Source organism: Streptomyces sp. W1SF4, assembly GCF_003950035.1.
In the GTDB taxonomy this organism is placed as follows: domain Bacteria; phylum Actinomycetota; class Actinomycetes; order Streptomycetales; family Streptomycetaceae; genus Streptomyces; species Streptomyces racemochromogenes.
In genome coordinates this window covers 791,628-807,411 of sequence record NZ_CP034350.1, presented here as the reverse complement: position 1 = coordinate 807,411, position 15,784 = coordinate 791,628, and the positions used below count along the sequence as shown (strand labels likewise).

Here is a 15,784-nt window from a genome sequence, read left to right as displayed (position 1 = left end):
GCCTCACCCGGCGGCTGTCCACGAACGCCCGCCCCAAACCCGAACCGCGCCGGATCCGCCCGGGCCGTCGCGCACCGTGACGCACCTCACACTCCCCGTGAGCGGTGGCCGGAGCGCTCCGCGGACACCGGGCGCCGGAGGCCGCCAGGGCACGCCCGGCCGCCCCGGCGGGCGACGGCCGCTCCCCGGCCCACCTGCTGACGGGCGACCGGCCCCCCCGGAGCCCGCCGGGAGCGGAGGCGTACCCGGCGCGCCCCGCCCGTCGCCCCGGAGCGCCGCCCGGCGGCCTCCCGAAGCCACCACCCGGAACAGAAGATCGGATTCTTTCCCGATAGTGGGATCCATCGGCTCGTGCGCGGGCGTACGCTGATCTCCCGAGCCGGCCTGGGGGGTACGAGCCATGACGGAACGCCGGACCCGCACGCGGCGCACGCTCTTCGAACGCGAAGCCGAACTCCTCGCCGTGGACGAGGCGCTGGACCGGCTCACCGGATCCGGCCCCGACACCGGCGGCGGCCTCCTCGCCCTCTCGGGCCCGGCGGGCCTCGGCAAGACCACCCTGCTCGCCGAAGTGCGCCGCCGCGCCCTCGCCCGCTCCTGCACCCTCCTCGCCGCCCGCGGCGGCGAACAGGAACAGAGCCAGCCCTTCCACGTCGCCCGCCAGCTCATCCAGCCCCAGCTCGCCGGCCGACCCGAGGCCGAACTCCGCGCCGCGCTCGGCAGCTGGTACGCCATCGTCGGCCCCGCCCTCGGCCTGTGCGCCCCCGCCCAGGGCGCCCCGCCCGACCCCCAGGGCCTGCGCGACGGACTCGACTGGGTCCTGACCCACCTCACCGTCCGGCGGCCCCCCGTCGTGCTCGTCCTGGACGACGCCCACTGGGCCGACCCCGAGTCCCTCGGCTGGCTCGCCGGCTTCGCCCCGCGCGCCGAACACCTCCCGCTGCTCCTCGTCACCGCCTACCGCCCCGACGAACTCCCCGCCCACGCCGAGGCCTTCCGCACCCTGCCCGGCCGCGCCGGACAACGCCCCCTCGTCCTCAACCCGCTCAGCGCGGACGCCGTGTCCACCCTGGTCCGCGAGACCGTCGGCGCGCACGCCGAGGACGCCTTCTGCCGCGAGGCCTGGGCCGTGACCACCGGGAACCCCTTCGAGGCCGTCGAACTCACCGCCAAGGTCCGCGCCAGGGGCCTCGACCCCGTCGAGGCCAGCGCCCCGCTGCTGGCCGACCTCGCCGCCGCCCAGCGCGGCAGCGGGCTCGTCGCCCGCCTGCACAGCCTCGGCCCCTCCACCGTCCGCTTCGCCTGGGCCTGCGCCGTCCTCGGCACCGCCATCCCGCGGCGCATCGCCGCCCGCGTCGCGGTACTCGGCGCGGAAGAGGCCGCCGACGCCACCGTCCGGCTCCGCGACGCCCGCATCCTCTCCGCCCCGCCCGCCGAGACGACCCACGACGAAGAGGCCGACGCGGGACTGGAGTTCGTCCACCCGCTCATCGCCACCGCCATATACCGCGCCATCCCCGACGCCCTGCGCGTCGCCCTCCACGGCAGGGCCGCCGCGGCCGTCGTCGACGCCGGGCTCGGCTCCTCCGCGGCCGCCCGCCACCTGCTGGAGACCCAGCCCGAGAACGACCCCTGGGTGGTCCGCACCCTGCGCGAGGCCGCCGCGGAGAACCTCCGGGCCGGCGCCCCCGAAGCGGCCCGCCGCCAGCTCGCCCGCGCCCTGGAAGAACCCCCGGACTTCGGCGAACGCGCCGCCGTCCTCTACGAACTGGGCTGCGCCTCCCTGCTCACCGAACCCGCCAACACCGTCAACCACCTGCGCGCCGCCCTCGCCGAACCTTTCGACGACCCCGCGCTGCGCCAGGGCATCGTCATCCGCCTCGCCCAGGTCCTCGCCCACAGCGACCACCTCGCCGCCGCCTCCGAGCTCCTCGGCCGCGAGATCCCGCGCACCCACGACGCCCGCGCCCGGCTGCGCCTGCAGTCCGAGCAGTTCATGTGGGACGCCTTCAACGCCGCCGAAACCGACTCCCCGGCCCGCTCGCGGCGCCTGGCCCGGCTCGCCGACCGCCTCCCCGGCCGCGACCTCACCGAGCGGTACCTCATCGGACTGCGCGCCTGGGACGCCTGCCTGCGCGGCGAACCCCTCGACGTCGTCCTCCACCACGCCGACCGGGTCCTCGCCGAGCCCTTCAGCTGGGCCCACGAGGACCGCGGCTTCGAGGTCCCCGTGCTCGCCGCCATGGTCCACATGTACGCCGACCGGCCCGGGCGCGCCGAGGAACTCTTCGAGGAGGGCACCGCCGAGTTCGAACGCCAGGGCTGGCACGGCGCCCACCTGTCCTTCGCGTACAGCCTCCGCGCCTACATCCGCTACCGCCGCGGCCGGCTCGTCGAGGCCGAGGAACTGGCCCGCGCCGGACTGCGCCTCGCCGAGCGCGTGGGCCGCCGCACGCCCGTGCACTGGTACGCCGTCGCCATCCTCCTCACCACCCTCGTCGCCCGGGGCCGGGTCGACGAGGCGTGGGGCCTGGCCCGGGAGCACGAGTACGGGGAGCCCTTCCCCGCCGCCGTGGTCTTCCCCGACTCGCAGACCGTGTACGCCGAACTGCTGCTGGCCGGCGGCGACCGCAAGGCCGCCGCCGCCGAACTGGAGGCCGTCGGACGCCGCCTGACCCCGCGCGGCATCCAGAACCCGGCCTGGTGCCCGTGGCGGCTGCTCCTGGCCCGCGCCGTCGCCCCCGAGGACCCCGCCAGGGCCCGCGCCCTGACGGCCGAGGCCGTACGCCGCGCCCGTGCCTTCGGCGCGCCCTCCGCCATCGGCCAGGCCCTGCGCGTCGCGGCGGAGGTGGCCGCCCCGCAGGACCGCGCCGACCTGCTCCACGAGGCCGTCGCCCTGCTGGAGGACTCACCGGCCGCCTACGAACTGGCCCGGGCGCTGGCCGCGCTGGGCACCGAACTCCACGACCCCGGGCTGCTCACCCGCGCCCACCTCACCAGCCGCGAATGCGGCGCCGGCGCCCTGGAGGCGAGCACCGCCCAGGCCCTGGCGTCGTTCGCCCAGCGCGCCAGCTGAGTCCCCGGCGACCACCAGGGGCAGGGTGGTCCCATGGACCACCTCACCCGGCTCCACATCCTCCAGCACGAGGCCGAAGCCTTCGACAAGGCCGTCCGGCGCGCGGCCGACGGCGGACGCGAGGCACCGCCGGTGCCCTCCTGCCCCGGCTGGTCGGTCGCCGACCTCGCCGGACACCTCGGCAGCGTCCAGCGCTACCTCACCCACATCCTCCGGGAGCGGCTCGCCGAACCCTGCGACCCCACCGACCCGGAGCTCTACGCCCTCCCCGCGGACCCGGCCGTACGGGCGGCCTGGCCACTGCCGGACCGCACCCCGCACCGCGGGCCCGTACCCGAGGAGCTGTTCGACTGGTCGGCGGCGGCCGCCCGGGACCTCGTCGCGGTCCTGCGCGAACTGGGCCCGGACGTACCGGTGTGGACCTGGTCGCCCCACGGGGACCGCACCACCGGCTTCTGGATCCGCATGCAGACCATCGAACAGGCCGTCCACCGCTGGGACGCCGAAGCCGTCACGGGCGACCCGGCCCCCTTCGCGCCCGCCCTCGCGGCGGACGCCGTCACCCAGACGTTCGAGGTGATGGCCCCCGCCCGGCGCGGCCGGAAGCCGGCCCCGCCCGGAACGGGCGAGCGCTACCGCTTCCGCCGCACCGACGCCCCCGGGGCCTGGACGGTGGAGTTCGACGGCGACGAGGTCCGCCTCGACCGCCGCGACACCGCTCCCGTCCACGTCGAGGCGGCGGGCACCGCCTCCGACCTGATGCTGTTCCTGTGGGGGCGGCTCCCCGCCGGCCGGCTGGACGTCACCGGCGACGGCGCACTGCTGGAGCACTGGTTCACCCTCGTACCGCCCCTCTGAACGGGACCGCCCCCACCCCGCGGCGCCCCTACCCCCGCGGCGCCCCTACCCCCGCGGCGCCCCTACCCCCGCGGCGCCGCGACCGCCGCCAGCTCGGCCGGCGCCAGCGGGGGCCCGGTCAGCTGCGCCCGGCGCGGTCCCAGCAGGGCCGCCAGCAGCACCGGCGGGGTGAACAGCCGGGACGCGGGCCGCTCCAGGGTCATCACGTCGGTCACCGCCCGGGCCACCCGCCCGTTGCCCGTGCTCGTGCGCATCAGCCGCCGCACGTAGGCCGCGACGGCCCGCTCCGCCGCCGTCGGGCCGCTCTCCGTCGCACCGGGGTAGAAGACGTCGTTCCCCGTGGACAGCGCCCAGGCGGCGGCCACCGGCCCGGCCAGGGCCTTCTGCGCCCGGGCGGCGAGCCGCGGGTCGGCCAGGCCGTACCGGGCGACGGCGTCCCGCAGGGCGAGGGCGCTCTGCGCGGCCACCGACATCCCGTGCCCGTACACCGGGTTGTAGGCGGCGACGGCGTCCCCGAGCACCAGGAGCCCGGCCGGGAGCGCGGCCTTCTCGTAGTGGTGCCTGCGGTTGACGGTCGTACGGGTGAGCACCACGTCCGTCAGCGGCTCCGCCCCGGCGATCAGCTCGCTCACGATCGGGTGCCGCAGCCCCCGGGCGAACTCCCCGAAGGCCGCCGGGTCCCTGCCGGGTTCGCCGCCGCGCGTCCCCGACAGGGTGACGAGCCAGCGGTCCCCCTCGATCGGGACCAGCGTCGCCGACCGGCCGGGACCGGCCCGGCGGGGATCGCCCGCCTGGACGTTCACGACGACCGGGAAGGTGTTCCCGAGGTCCTTCGGGGCCCGGAAGATCCGGCTGGCGTAGACGAGCCCGGGGTCGACGGTGCGTACGGCGGGCCGAGGCACGCCGAACCCCTCCAGCCACAGCGGCGTGCGCGAGGCCCGCCCGGAGGCGTCCACCACCAGGTCCGCGTCCAGCACCCCTGCCACGGCGTCCGCCCCGCGCACCCGGACCCCGGTGACCCGCCGGGCGCCGCCCGTCAGGCCCAGCACCTCGGTGCGGTCGGCGACGGTGACGTTCGGGAGCGCCGCCACGGCCCGGCGGACGTGCCAGTCGAGCAGGTCGCGGCTGGCGACGAGCACGTAGTGGGACTCCCGCGCCCAGCGGCGGAACCAGCCCTCCGGGGAGAGGCCGACCATGTTCGTGGGCAGCGAGATCCGGTGGGCCCCGTCCTCGCGCAGCGCCCCGATGGTGCCGGGCAGCAGGGAGTCCACGGCCGTGGCCCCGCCGGACCACAGCAGGTGCGCGTGGTGCGCCTGCGGGAGCCCCTTGCGGGGGAACGGCCCGTCGGGCAGCGCGTCCCGCTCGACGACGACGACCTCACCGGCGCCGGCGCGGGCGAGCGCCGCGGCCGTGAGCATGCCGGCCAGACCGCCCCCGACGACGACGCAGGTGTGCCGGCCGGGCGACCGCGGGGAACTGCTCATGGCCTCACGCTCTCTGGGTGGTCGGCCGGCCCGGACCGGGCGCGGAAGGAGGCGACGGCGGGGGACCGGCGCAGGGCCTTGGCCACCGCCACCAGGTCCGGCCCCGCCGCCGGGCCAGCCCCCGGGACCGGCGCGTCCGCCACCCCTGCCTCGGCGCCGCCGCGCAGGGCCGCGACCGCCGCGACCACGGCCACCGCCTCGGCGGTCGCCGCCGCCCGCTTCGGCGCCTCGCCCCGTGCCCGGGCCTCGGCGAGCGCCCGTTCGCGGATCCCGGGGTCCAGGTACGGCTGGAGCCTGAGCAGGCCGTCGCTGATCTGGGTCCTGCGGTGCACCAGCCGGCGGCTGACGGGCGAGCGCCGGGGCAGCCGCATCGACGCCGTGTCCAGGCCCGCCAGCTCCCGCGTGAACGGGGCCAGGCAGCGGTAGTGGTAGTAGTCGGTGCACAGCCCCTGGAGCGCCTGGCCCAGGTGGGGCAGGATGAACCCCACGGCGATGAACAGCGCGCACACGGAGGCGATGGGCGGCGCCACGTACGTGCTGAGCCAGTCCAGGTCGCGGCCGTTCCAGCGGGCGAAGACCGCCGTGAGCTTCACGGTGTCGTAGCAGAGGTTCAGGACGAACCCGATGACCAGCAGCACCAGGCCGGCGCGCAGCCAGCCCGTCACCTCCCTCAGCCAGGACCAGGTGACGACGGCCGTGATGGCGCAGGCGGTGGTGTGGGCCCCCAGGTAGAGCACGATGTGCTCGCGCATCCAGGGGGTGTTGGCGTAGTACGTGTCCAGGTCCCGCAGCCGCTCGACCGGCACCTCGGCGAACGCGAAGGTGGTCCACAGGCCGGCCACCACGGCCGCGTAGAAGACACCGATGGTCCAGGTGGCCCGGCGCACCCGCCGGGGATCGCCGCCCCGCCAGTGGATGATCATGACCAGGCAGGAGGCGCAGAACATCATGAGCAGCGTGTAGACCAGCGGCGCCGCGAAGTTGCTGATGCCCGTCGCGCCGTTCAGCAGCACGAGGGTCTTGGGCCGGCCGAGGTAGAACACGGCCGAGGCCAGCAGGAGCAGGCCGCCGACGGAGCGCACGTTGGGGTCGATCCGCCAGAACCTCATCATCACCGGCAGGCGGATCGCGAAGGCCAGGGTGAGGATCACCGCCGGTATGAGGTACGGGATGTAGTACTTGTCCGAGGTCACCGTCAACCGATCGGTCCGCGGTAGCCCAGGGCGTTGCCTATCCGCCCGGCCACGTCGCTGCGGCGGGCGGCCCCGGCCGCGTCGCCGCCGGTCAGCCACGGCCGGCACCGGTCCCCGAGCATCAGCCCGAAGCTCTCGGCCTCGATCTCCTGCGCGTCCTCGTAGTGGGACCGCGCGGCGACGCTCGCGTACGTCAGGTCCGAGGCGTCCGGCAGGGAGCGCGCGGCGTCGTCCGCCGCCCCGCCGCCGTGGCCGGTGCAGTGACCCGCCTTCATGTGCCACAGCTCGTGCCCGAGGATGACCAGTTGGTGGTCGGGCGTCGTGTACTTCTCCACCACGACGATGTCGTAGTCGTCCATGTTCAGCCACAGGCCCGAGGTGGTCAGCCCGGACGGGAAGCGCTCGAAGCGCAGCACGATCGGGCGGCCCCCGCGGGTGCGGCTCATCGCGTCGCACAGGGCGCGGAAGAGGGTCTGCGGTTCGACCGGCGCCTCCAGGTCGAGGGAGGAGGTCAGCACGGTGCACAGCTTGCGCATCGAACGGGACAGGTTCACCGGGCCACCTCGGAGGAGAGGATGCCGGTGATCATGCCCAGCAGCAGGGTCTCCTGCGTGCGGGTGAGGGCTCTTCCCCGGGTGGAGATGGAAACCAGCCCGTACTGGTTCGTGAGGTCGGCCATCAAGTCGCCCGATCGGTAGTTGAGGGATTCGACCGCGGGCCACAGGGCCCTGTGCACGGCCTGGGCCGGCGTGTCCGTCAGGAAGGTGAGGTCACGGCCGAAGAAGGCCGCGAACTCCGCGCAGTGCCGCAGGTGCGGCGGTCTCGCGCCCGACACCAGCGCACCGACCCACCGCGGGTCGGCGCCGATCGCCGCCGCGATCTCCGCGACCGCGTACGGCTGCCCCTGGGGGTCGCGCGAGACGGCGTACAGGAAGGCCGCGCGGCGGCGGACCGTCTCCTCGGTCTCCTCGGGCGTGGGGTCGGGGAACTCCTCGCCGCGCAGCAGCGCCGCCGTCACCTCCACGGGGACGCCGGTCCGCTCGGAGAGGGACACCGCGTCGAGGATCTCGTCCACGTCCAGTCGTCTCTCCGCGGCGCGTGCCCGGAGCCGGGCGAGCGTCGTGGTGAGGGCAAGCGGCGGACCGCCAACGGGGACAGTCATCTGTCTGTGCTCCCATACGTCCGAAGGGCAGATCCGTCTGCGCACCGGGGACGACGGTAGGCCCCCCCGGGCCACAAGATCCCCGGCACCGGAACGATCGTTGTCGAATCGAAAACGATCGATGAACGGACGCGGGGGACGCACAGCAAGATACAGCCAGTGCGGCGGCCCGTGGCGGGAAAGGACGCGTGCCCGCAGCTCACCGCACCTGCCCGCGCCACAGGTAAGGAGTACGCCGCACGGCCGCCCCATACCCGCAGGTCCGACGCTCCGGCCCGCCCCCCGCACCGGCCTCCCGGGCACCCGCGCGCCCCGGCGCCCGCCGCTCCCGGCAGCCCTCCGGCGCCCCCGTCCGCCGCCCCGCGCCCCACCGCGCCGGGCGGGAGCCGCCGGCGGAGCCCCCGGCGCCGGAAAACCCGCGCGGCCACGTACCATGGCGGCATGTCCTTCCTCCGCCGCCACCGCGCCGCCACACCCGCGGGCCCGGACTTCGACGTCCTGGCCATGGACCCGGGTGACTGGCCGGGCAACCTCGGGGCCGGTCTGCTGCCCGCGCCCGACGGCAGCTGCCAGGGCGTCTTCCTCCGCTACGACCTGTTCGGCGGCCGCGGCCCCGCGATGATCATCGGCAACCTCCCCGAGGGGTCCCCCGCGCGCGAGCTCGCCGACGGCCAGGTCCCCTTCGAGGTGGCCCAGCTCCTGGACGCCCTGGAGAACGACGAGGACGTCGAGGTCACCGGAACCGAGGACTGCCCCGTCATGCAGGGCGACAACCTCCTCATCGTCCGCAAGATCAAGCTCTCCGAGAGCCGGATCTCCTGCGTGCAGTTCGACCGCAGCGACAACGTCCTCGTGACGATCGCCAGCTGGGACCGCCCCATCACCGACGACCTCTACGCGCTGCTGAAGCCCCTCCCCGCCGAGCTCTTCCAGCAGGGCTAGACCCGGCTAGGCCGGGTTGTCCGCGATGTCGTTCGCCGCGACGTAGCCGAACGTCATCGCGGGCCCGATCGTCGATCCGGCCCCCGCGTAGCTGTGGCCCATCACGGCCGCGCTCGCGTTGCCCGCCGCCCACAGGCCCCGGATCACCGATCCGTCCGCCCGCAGTGCCCGGGCCCGGGCGTCCGTCACGATGCCGCCCTTGGTGCCCAGGTCGCCCGGGACGATCCGGAAGGCGTAGAACGGCGGCGCCCAGACCGGTGCCAGGCAGGAGTTCGGCACCACGTTCGGGTCCGTGTAGTAGTGGTCGTACGCCGTGTCCCCCCGGTGGAAGTCCGCGTCGTCGCCGTTCCACGCCTGCGCGTTGAAGCGGTTCAGCGTCGCCCGCAGCGCGGCCGCGGGCACCCCGATCTGCCCGGCGAGCGCGTCCCAGGTCCACGCCTTCCTCGCCGCCCCGGACTCGAACCACGCGTCCGGGAGGGGCAGCGTCGGCAGGACGTCCTTGAACAGGTACTTGTTGCGGTAGTTCTGGTCCACGATCAGCCACGCCGGGATGTGCGAGCCCGTCGCACCCCGGTCCTTCTCGTACATCACGTGCACGACGTCGCTGTACGGGGCGGCTTCGTTCACGAACCGGGTCCCCGCCCGGTTCACGATCAGACCGCCCGGCAGGGTCCGCTCGGCCAGGCAGAAGTACGGCTCCCCGGGCAGCGGGATCGACGGTCCCCACCAGGCGTCCTCCATCAACGCCAGGGCCGCGCCCGCCCGTTGGCCGGCCCGGATGCCGTCCCCGGTGTTCTCCTTCGCGCCCACCGACCACTGGGTGCCGATCGGCTGCTGCTGGTACTGGGCCCGCATCTGCGCGTTGTGCTCGAAGCCGCCCGAGCCGATCACCACCCCCCTGCGGGCCCGTACGACACCCCGTACGCCCTCCTTCTCCACCACGACCCCGGTGACCGCCCCGCCCTCCTGGACCAGGTCGGCCAGCGGGCTGTTCAGCCACACCGGCACCCCCGCCCGCAGCAGACCGGCCCGCAGCCCCGCGGCCAGCGACTGGCCCATCGTCAGCGGCTTCTCCCCGCGCAGCGCGGCCTTCGTGCCCCGCGCCAGGCACTCCGTGGACACCGCGAGGCCCTTCGCGCTGACCGCGGCGAGGTTCAGCCACTTGTAGTCCTGGCTGAACACCACCATCCCGGCGGGCACCGGCATGTACGGCGGGTTCAGGTGCGCCAGTTCGGCGCCCAGGAGGTTGCCGTCGAGCTGGTCGGGCTCGATGGAGCGGCCGTTCGGCAGCCCGCCCGGCAGGTTCGGGTAGTAGTCGCTGTAGCCGTCCATGAAGCGGAACCTCAGGGGGCTGTTCGCCATCACGAAGTCCAGCATCCGGGGCCCGTTGGCCAGGAACGCCCGCTGCCGGTCGGCCGGAACCTCCGGCCCCACCACCGCCGACAGGTACGCCGCCGCCTTCTCCGGGGTGTCCGGTACCCCGGCGGACAGGAGCACCGAGTTGTTCGGCAGCCAGATCCCGGCCCCGGAACGCGCCGCCGAACCGCCGAACGTGGGGGCCTTCTCCACCACCAGCACGCTCAGCCCCCGCCCGGCGGCGGTCAGGGCGGCGGTCATCCCCGCCGCCCCCGAGCCGACCACGACGACGTCGTACTCCCCGAGCGGGCTCTCGGCGGCCCGGGCGGCCGCACCCGGCAGCACGGCGGCGGCGAGCACCCCGGCCCCCGTCCCGGCGAGGACCGCCCGGCGGGAGGGGGCGGCGGGACGCGGCCGGCCGGGGCTCCCGGCCGCGGGCTCGGTCGGGGGCCCGGTCGGGGACTCGGTCGGGGGTGCGGTCACGGGTGCGGCGACGGGTGCGGTCAGGGGCATGGCCTCGGTCATGGACGGGCTCCAGCGGGTTGGGAGGAGGGGACGGCGGCTCGGCTCCGGCGTTCCTGATGCCGAGTCAGAGAAACTGTTCGCGGGATCATGTGAAGTCAAGTCCCGCGCGCCCACAACCACTCCCGCCCCGGACAGGCCGAATCCCGTGCCCCGCACACCAGGTGTGCGGGACACGGGATCCGTACGGGCCGGACGGCCGCGCGGTCAGCGGGTGCCGACCGCCGCCCGGACCGCTCTACGGGCCATCCCGGCGTCGTCGTGCAGCCGGCGCAGCAGAAGGCGCTGCTCCTCCCCGGAGGAAAGCGCGCCCGCGGGCAGCGGCCGGTCCGGAGCCGACGCCAGCATGGAGCGCTGCACCGCCGTCTCGCACATCCGGATCTCCCGCGTCAGCACCAGCATCAGGTTGACCAGGAACGCGTCCCGCGCCGCCGGGCCGGCCGACTGCGCCAGCCTGCTGATCTGGCCCCGTGCCGCCGGGGCGTCGCCCAGGACCGTCCACAGCGTGGCCAGGTCGTAGCCGGGCAGGTACCAGCCGGCGTGCTCCCAGTCGAGGAGCACCGGGCCAGCCGGGGACAGCAGCAGGTTCGACAGCAGCGCGTCGCCGTGGTTGAACTGCCACTGGACGCTCGCCGGCCGCAGGCCGTGCAGCAGCTTCTGCAGGTCGCCGAAGTCCCGGTCGGTCAGCAGGCCCAGCTCGTGGTCACGCGCGATGCGCCGTAGGTAGTCCACCGGATGCCCGAACAGGTCGGCCGGCGGCCGCCACTGGTTGACCCGGCACACCGCTCCCAGCGCCGCCCGTACGTCCGTCCGCGGCGGCGCCTCCACCGGGTGCCGCTGGAGCGCGGCGACCCGGCCCGCCATCCGCTCCACCACCAGTACGCAGTTCTCCGGGTCCGCGGCGATCAGCCGGGGCACGCGGACCGGCGGGCGGTGCCGGACGAAGGTCCGGTACGTCGCTATTTCGTGCCGGTACCGCTCGCGCCACTCGGGCGAGTGGTCCAGTAAAACCTTGGCGACCGCGGTCATCCGCCCGGTCGTCCCCACCAGGAGGACCGACCGGCCGCTGCGCCGCAGGACCTGGACCGGAGCGAACTCCGGACAGATGCGCTGCACCGACGCGAGCGCGGTGCGCAGTTGGGCCCCCTGCGGGCCGGAGAGGTCGATCCTCCCGCTGAGCGGCTGTGACCCGGCGGCCGGCATCCGCCGTGCCCGGACGGTGCCCTGCGCCGGTACCGGCTGGCGGCCGGGTTCGAGGTAGGCGCCGCCCCCCGCCTGGAGGGTGCGGTGCGGGCGGACCGGGGCGGACACGGAGGACGTTGCTGCGTACATGGCGTTTACGGTTCCCTTCGTGCGCCGACGAGTGCGTACGCCGCCCCGCCGGATCCCGTACTTCACCCTGGGGAGTTCCGCCGGTGAACCGGGTCGGGGAGGCGCATTCCTACCTGACACCCGCCCGCAGGTGGCGAACCACGGGGCGGCGGGTGGCGAACCCTGGCGAATAGTCGCTGGGCATCTGACGGGCGGCTACTGTCAACTCAGCCGAGAACCTGGGGGCTTGACGTGAGCAAAGGTCCAAACACCCGTCTGAACGACCTGTTCGGCCTGGCCGGCTGGTCGAAGGGCGAACTCGCGAGGATGGTGAACCGGCAGGCGGCCTCGATGGGCCACCACCAGCTGGCCACCGACACCTCGCGGGTGCGGCGCTGGATCGACATGGGGGAGACCCCGCGCGAGCCGGTGCCCACGGTACTGGCAGCACTGTTCACCGAGCGGCTCGGTCGTGTCGTGACCATCGAGGACCTCGGGTTCGTACGGCAGCGGCGCACCACCAGACGGCAGCCGGACGGGATTCAGGAGAACCCCGACGGAGTGCCCTGGGCGCCCGAACGCACAGCCGCGGTCCTCACCGAATTCACGGGAATGGACCTCATGCTCAACCGTCGCGGCCTGATGGGCGCGGGAGCCGCGCTCACCGCCGGCTCAGCCCTCAGCAACGCCATGTACGACTGGCTGCACACCGATCCCGCCGGCGCCAAGAACGCGAAGACCTTCGGTGACCCCTACCAGGCCGATCCGGCGGGCTACGACCGCTACGAGGCCGCGCCCATCGGCTCCCAGGAGATCGAGGCGCTGGAACGCTCCGTCGAGGTCTTCCGGGCCTGGGACGCCTCCAGAGGCGGCGGGCTCCAGCGCAAGGCCGTCGTGGGCCAGTTGAACGAGGTCGGCGGCATGCTGGCCTACCACCACCCGGACCACCTCCAGCGCAGGCTGTGGGGGGTGGCGGCCAACCTGGCGGTGCTGGCGGGCTGGATGTCGCACGACGTGGGCCTCGAACCGACCGCGCAGAAGTACTTCGTCATCGCCGCGCACGCGGCCCGCGAGGGCGGCGACCGGCCCCGCGCCGGCGAGGCCCTCTCCCGCGCCGCCCGCCAGATGGTCCACCTCGGCAAGCCGAACGAGGCCCTGGACCTGATGAAGCTGGCGCAGTCCGGCTCCGGGGAGCAGACCCTGCCGCGCACCCGCGCCATGCTGCACACCATCGAGGCCTGGGCGCAGGCCGCCATGGGCAAGGGCCAGGCCATGCGCCGCACCCTGGGCGAGGCCGAGGAGCTCTTCGTCTCCGACAAGGGCGACGTGCCGCCGCCCTCCTGGATGCAGCACTTCGACGAGGCCGACCTGCACGGCATGCAGGCCCTCGCCTACCGCACCCTCGCCGACCACGACGCCTCGGCCGCACCCGTCGCGGCCCGGCACGCCCGGGAGGCGCTGCGGCTGCGCGGTGACGGCTACCAGCGCTCGCAGATCTTCGACTACATCTCCATGGCGTCGGCCTGCTTCATCGCCGACGACCCCGAGCAGGCGGACCGCTACGCCCGGCTCGCCCTGGTGTCGATGAACGAGACCTCCTCGCACCGGACGTGGGACCGGCTCCGCGAGATGTACCGGCTGACCGGACAGTACGCCGGGTACGCGGGCATCGAGGACCTGCGCGAGGAGATCAAGCTGGCCCTCCCCAACAGCCCCGCCCCCGTGGCCCGCGGAGCGGAGGTCTAGGGGCCAGGTGCCAGGTGTCGCAGGGGGCCGAAGGCGTAGGGCGGGTCGTCCGGAAGCGACGGAGAACGGAGGGAACGGAAGGAGGGGCCGCGCCTCACCGGCGCGGCCCCCCTGGGTTTGCGTTGGCGTGTTCAGCCGCCGATGCGGGCGACCAGGACGCAGGCGTCGTCCTCGCGCTCGCTCTCGCCGAACTCCTCCGTGACCATCCGCACGCAGTCCCGCGCCGACCGGGCCTGCGAGAACCGCGGCGCGAGCGCCAGCAGCCGCTCGGTCCCGTCCGCGCGGCTGAACTCGATGCTCCGCGGGGTCAGTCCGTCGGTGTGCAGCACCAGGACGTCGCCCAGTTCGAGCCGTTCCTCGGCCTGCCCGTAGATGGCCCCCGAGGTGGCCCCGAGCAGCACCCCCTCCGGGGGCTGCAGGGCGCGGCCCTGGCCGCGCCGGAAGAGGAGCGGCGCGGGGTGCCCGGCCTGGGCCCAGGAGAGCACCTGGCGGGCGGGGTCGTAACGGCAGCAGACGGCCGAGCCGAGGGCGGGCTGCACGGAGGTCTCCAGCAGCTGGTTGAGCCAGCCCATCAGCGGGCCGGGCTCGATCCCGGCCATGGCCATCCCGCGCAGGGCGCCGAGCATCATCGCCATCCCGGAGGTGGCGCTCACCCCGTGCCCGGTCAGGTCGCCGACCGTCAGCAGGGAGCGCCCGTCGGGCAGTTCGAGTGCGTCGTACCAGTCGCCGCCGATCAGCGCGCTGGTCGCGGAGGGCAGGTAGTGCGCGGCCACGTCCATGGTGCCCGCGTTCTCGTGCGGGAACCGCAGGGAGCCGCGCCACGGGGGGAGCACGGCTTCCTGCAGCTCGACCGCCAGCCGGTGTTCGGTCTGCGCGATCTCCCGCTGGCGCTGGAGCGAGTCCCGTGACTCGCGCACCGCCCGCTGGCTCCGGCGCAGTTCACTCACGTCCCGGAGCACGGCCCACATGGAGGCCGTGCAGCCGTCGGAGTCGAGCACCGGCTCGCCCCTCATGTGCAGCGTCCGGACCCGGCCGTCGGCGCGGACGATGCGGAACTCGCCGTCTATCGGCTTTCCGTCGACCAGGCAGTCCGTGACCATCGCGGTCATCAGGGGCTGGTCCTCGGAGAACAGGGTGGAACCCAGTTCGTCGAGCGGCAGCGGGCCGGCCTCGGGCGGCCGCCCGAAGATCTGGAAGAGCTCCTCGGACCAGGTGACCTCGTCCGTCAGCAGGTTCCACTCGGCGCTGCCGACGCGGGTCTGGCGGTCCTCCTGCGCGACCTCCGGAGCCGCCGCGGGGAGTTCGGCGGGCTCGGGAGCGGGCGGGAGGCCCTCCTTGAGCTGGCCGAGGTGCTGGCCGAGGTCGTCGAGGTGGTGCACGGCGAGGTCGCACAGCGCTCGCTGCCAGCGGCCCTGGGCGTCGTCGTCGTCCACGACGGTGTCGCGGCGCACCGCGTCCACCTCGCCGCGCAGCCGGCGGGTCTGCGAGATCAGTGCGTCCACCGATCCCGGCTCGGGCGGCTGCGCGGGATGGTCCGCGTACAGGTGGGACGGCATGATGACTCCGATGCAGGCGCGGCGATACAGGCGGCTCGGCCAGGGTCCCGGAGGACGACCGGTGACGGCTGTGGACCGACTACGACTGTGGCACAGCCGCGGAGTGCCTGTAAGGCGTTTGGCAACATCCGTAACGGCCTTGCTCGGGGCATATGCCGAAGGCCTCCCGGTCGCCTCCCGTCCGTACGAACATTTCCGGTCAGCCGTGGTCTTCGTTTCCGTGCCGTCCCGCCCGCTCCGGGCCCTGTTCACGCCGTGCCCGGCCGGAGCCGCCTCCCCGTCACACCATCAGCGGCACCGGGTGGATCTCGTCGGCGGGGTGTCCCGCGCGCTCGTGGATCCGGCGGACGGCGTCCGCCGAGGGGGCCTCGGACAGGCAGTAGACCTCGCCGGAGGCGGGGTCCGCCCAGGCGCGCTCGAACTGCACCTTCTCGTCCGCCTGGATCGCCAGGTCCGCCCGGTGGGCCTCCATCAGCTGGTCCGCCGTGATGCCCTTCATCCCGTGGTGGACGTCCATGTACTTGGCCACCGCGAACACCTCCTCATGCGTCGCGACGTGTACGTTTCTGCTTCCATCC

General features: G+C 74.5%; 12 protein-coding genes. 4 read left to right on the top strand and 8 right to left on the bottom strand.

Going from position 1 to position 15,784, the window contains the following annotated elements; genetic code table 11:
• Positions 1-400 precede the first annotated feature (400 nt).
• Positions 401-3,076: an AAA family ATPase gene (locus D1J60_RS03910; protein ID WP_125820136.1), complete on the top strand. Its 2,676-nt coding sequence runs from the start codon at positions 401-403 to the stop codon at positions 3,074-3,076.
• Between the two features lie 33 nt (positions 3,077-3,109).
• Positions 3,110-3,934, top strand: a complete 825-nt coding sequence (locus D1J60_RS03905) for a maleylpyruvate isomerase N-terminal domain-containing protein (protein WP_125820135.1) — start codon at positions 3,110-3,112, stop codon at positions 3,932-3,934.
• 62 nt (positions 3,935-3,996) lie between these two features.
• Here the strand turns inward: D1J60_RS03905 and D1J60_RS03900 are convergent, their stop codons facing one another.
• Genes D1J60_RS03900 through D1J60_RS03885 form a run of 4 tightly spaced genes read right to left on the bottom strand, consistent with a single transcriptional unit; the run spans position 3,997 to position 7,773 of the window.
• On the bottom strand, positions 3,997-5,418 hold the full coding sequence (locus tag D1J60_RS03900) for an FAD-dependent oxidoreductase (protein ID WP_125820134.1): 1,422 nt from the start codon (positions 5,416-5,418) through the stop codon (positions 3,997-3,999).
• Positions 5,415-6,611: an MAB_1171c family putative transporter gene (locus tag D1J60_RS03895; protein WP_125820133.1), complete on the bottom strand. Its 1,197-nt coding sequence runs from the start codon at positions 6,609-6,611 to the stop codon at positions 5,415-5,417. Before D1J60_RS03895 ends, D1J60_RS03900 begins: the two co-directional genes overlap by 4 nt.
• A gap of 2 nt (positions 6,612-6,613) precedes the next feature.
• Positions 6,614-7,147 carry a toxin-antitoxin system, toxin component gene (locus D1J60_RS03890; RefSeq protein WP_125603686.1) on the bottom strand — a complete coding sequence of 178 codons (534 nt, stop codon included), beginning with the start codon at positions 7,145-7,147 and terminating at the stop codon, positions 6,614-6,616.
• Between the two features lie 14 nt (positions 7,148-7,161).
• The gene (locus D1J60_RS03885) at positions 7,162-7,773 is read right to left on the bottom strand and encodes a hypothetical protein (protein WP_125603684.1); all 612 of its coding nucleotides are present in this window, start codon (positions 7,771-7,773) and stop codon (positions 7,162-7,164) included.
• A 441-nt stretch (positions 7,774-8,214) separates the two neighbouring features.
• On the opposite strand from D1J60_RS03885, the gene D1J60_RS03880 reads away from it, so the two are divergent.
• The gene (locus D1J60_RS03880) at positions 8,215-8,715 is read left to right on the top strand and encodes a hypothetical protein (protein WP_125605523.1); all 501 of its coding nucleotides are present in this window, start codon (positions 8,215-8,217) and stop codon (positions 8,713-8,715) included.
• Between the two features lie 6 nt (positions 8,716-8,721).
• Here D1J60_RS03880 and kstD read toward each other — a convergent pair whose 3' ends face one another.
• Both kstD and D1J60_RS03870 read right to left on the bottom strand, forming a co-directional pair.
• A complete protein-coding gene (gene kstD, locus D1J60_RS03875) occupies positions 8,722-10,596 on the bottom strand; it encodes a 3-oxosteroid 1-dehydrogenase (protein ID WP_241253127.1) in 1,875 nt (624 codons plus the stop codon).
• 204 nt (positions 10,597-10,800) lie between these two features.
• Positions 10,801-11,925 carry an aminoglycoside phosphotransferase family protein gene (locus tag D1J60_RS03870; protein WP_125820132.1) on the bottom strand — a complete coding sequence of 375 codons (1,125 nt, stop codon included), beginning with the start codon at positions 11,923-11,925 and terminating at the stop codon, positions 10,801-10,803.
• A gap of 231 nt (positions 11,926-12,156) precedes the next feature.
• On the opposite strand from D1J60_RS03870, the gene D1J60_RS03865 reads away from it, so the two are divergent.
• A complete protein-coding gene (locus D1J60_RS03865) occupies positions 12,157-13,650 on the top strand; it encodes a hypothetical protein (RefSeq protein WP_125820131.1) in 1,494 nt (497 codons plus the stop codon).
• A gap of 131 nt (positions 13,651-13,781) precedes the next feature.
• Here D1J60_RS03865 and D1J60_RS03860 read toward each other — a convergent pair whose 3' ends face one another.
• Together D1J60_RS03860 and D1J60_RS03855 are read right to left on the bottom strand one after the other, a co-directional pair.
• The gene (locus D1J60_RS03860; RefSeq protein WP_125820130.1) at positions 13,782-15,206 is read right to left on the bottom strand and encodes a SpoIIE family protein phosphatase; all 1,425 of its coding nucleotides are present in this window, start codon (positions 15,204-15,206) and stop codon (positions 13,782-13,784) included.
• Positions 15,207-15,486: 280 nt separating this feature from the next.
• Positions 15,487-15,735: an SCO4226 family nickel-binding protein gene (locus tag D1J60_RS03855; RefSeq protein WP_125594165.1), complete on the bottom strand. Its 249-nt coding sequence runs from the start codon at positions 15,733-15,735 to the stop codon at positions 15,487-15,489.
• Between the last annotated feature and the right edge of the window lie 49 nt (positions 15,736-15,784).

What these genes read in the sequence shown, in the direction of transcription:
- D1J60_RS03870 (WP_125820132.1), bottom strand. Translation starts at nt 11,925, where the DNA reads ATGTACGCAGCAACGTCCTCCGTGTCCGCCCCGGTCCGCCCGCACCGC.
- D1J60_RS03890 (WP_125603686.1), bottom strand. Translation starts at nt 7,147, where the DNA reads ATGCGCAAGCTGTGCACCGTGCTGACCTCCTCCCTCGACCTGGAGGCG.
- D1J60_RS03910 (WP_125820136.1), top strand. Translation starts at nt 401, where the DNA reads ATGACGGAACGCCGGACCCGCACGCGGCGCACGCTCTTCGAACGCGAA.
- kstD (WP_241253127.1), bottom strand. Translation starts at nt 10,596, where the DNA reads ATGACCGAGGCCATGCCCCTGACCGCACCCGTCGCCGCACCCGTGACC.
- D1J60_RS03880 (WP_125605523.1), top strand. Translation starts at nt 8,215, where the DNA reads ATGTCCTTCCTCCGCCGCCACCGCGCCGCCACACCCGCGGGCCCGGAC.
- D1J60_RS03860 (WP_125820130.1), bottom strand. Translation starts at nt 15,206, where the DNA reads ATGCCGTCCCACCTGTACGCGGACCATCCCGCGCAGCCGCCCGAGCCG.
- D1J60_RS03900 (WP_125820134.1), bottom strand. Translation starts at nt 5,418, where the DNA reads ATGAGCAGTTCCCCGCGGTCGCCCGGCCGGCACACCTGCGTCGTCGTC.
- D1J60_RS03905 (WP_125820135.1), top strand. Translation starts at nt 3,110, where the DNA reads ATGGACCACCTCACCCGGCTCCACATCCTCCAGCACGAGGCCGAAGCC.
- D1J60_RS03885 (WP_125603684.1), bottom strand. Translation starts at nt 7,773, where the DNA reads ATGACTGTCCCCGTTGGCGGTCCGCCGCTTGCCCTCACCACGACGCTC.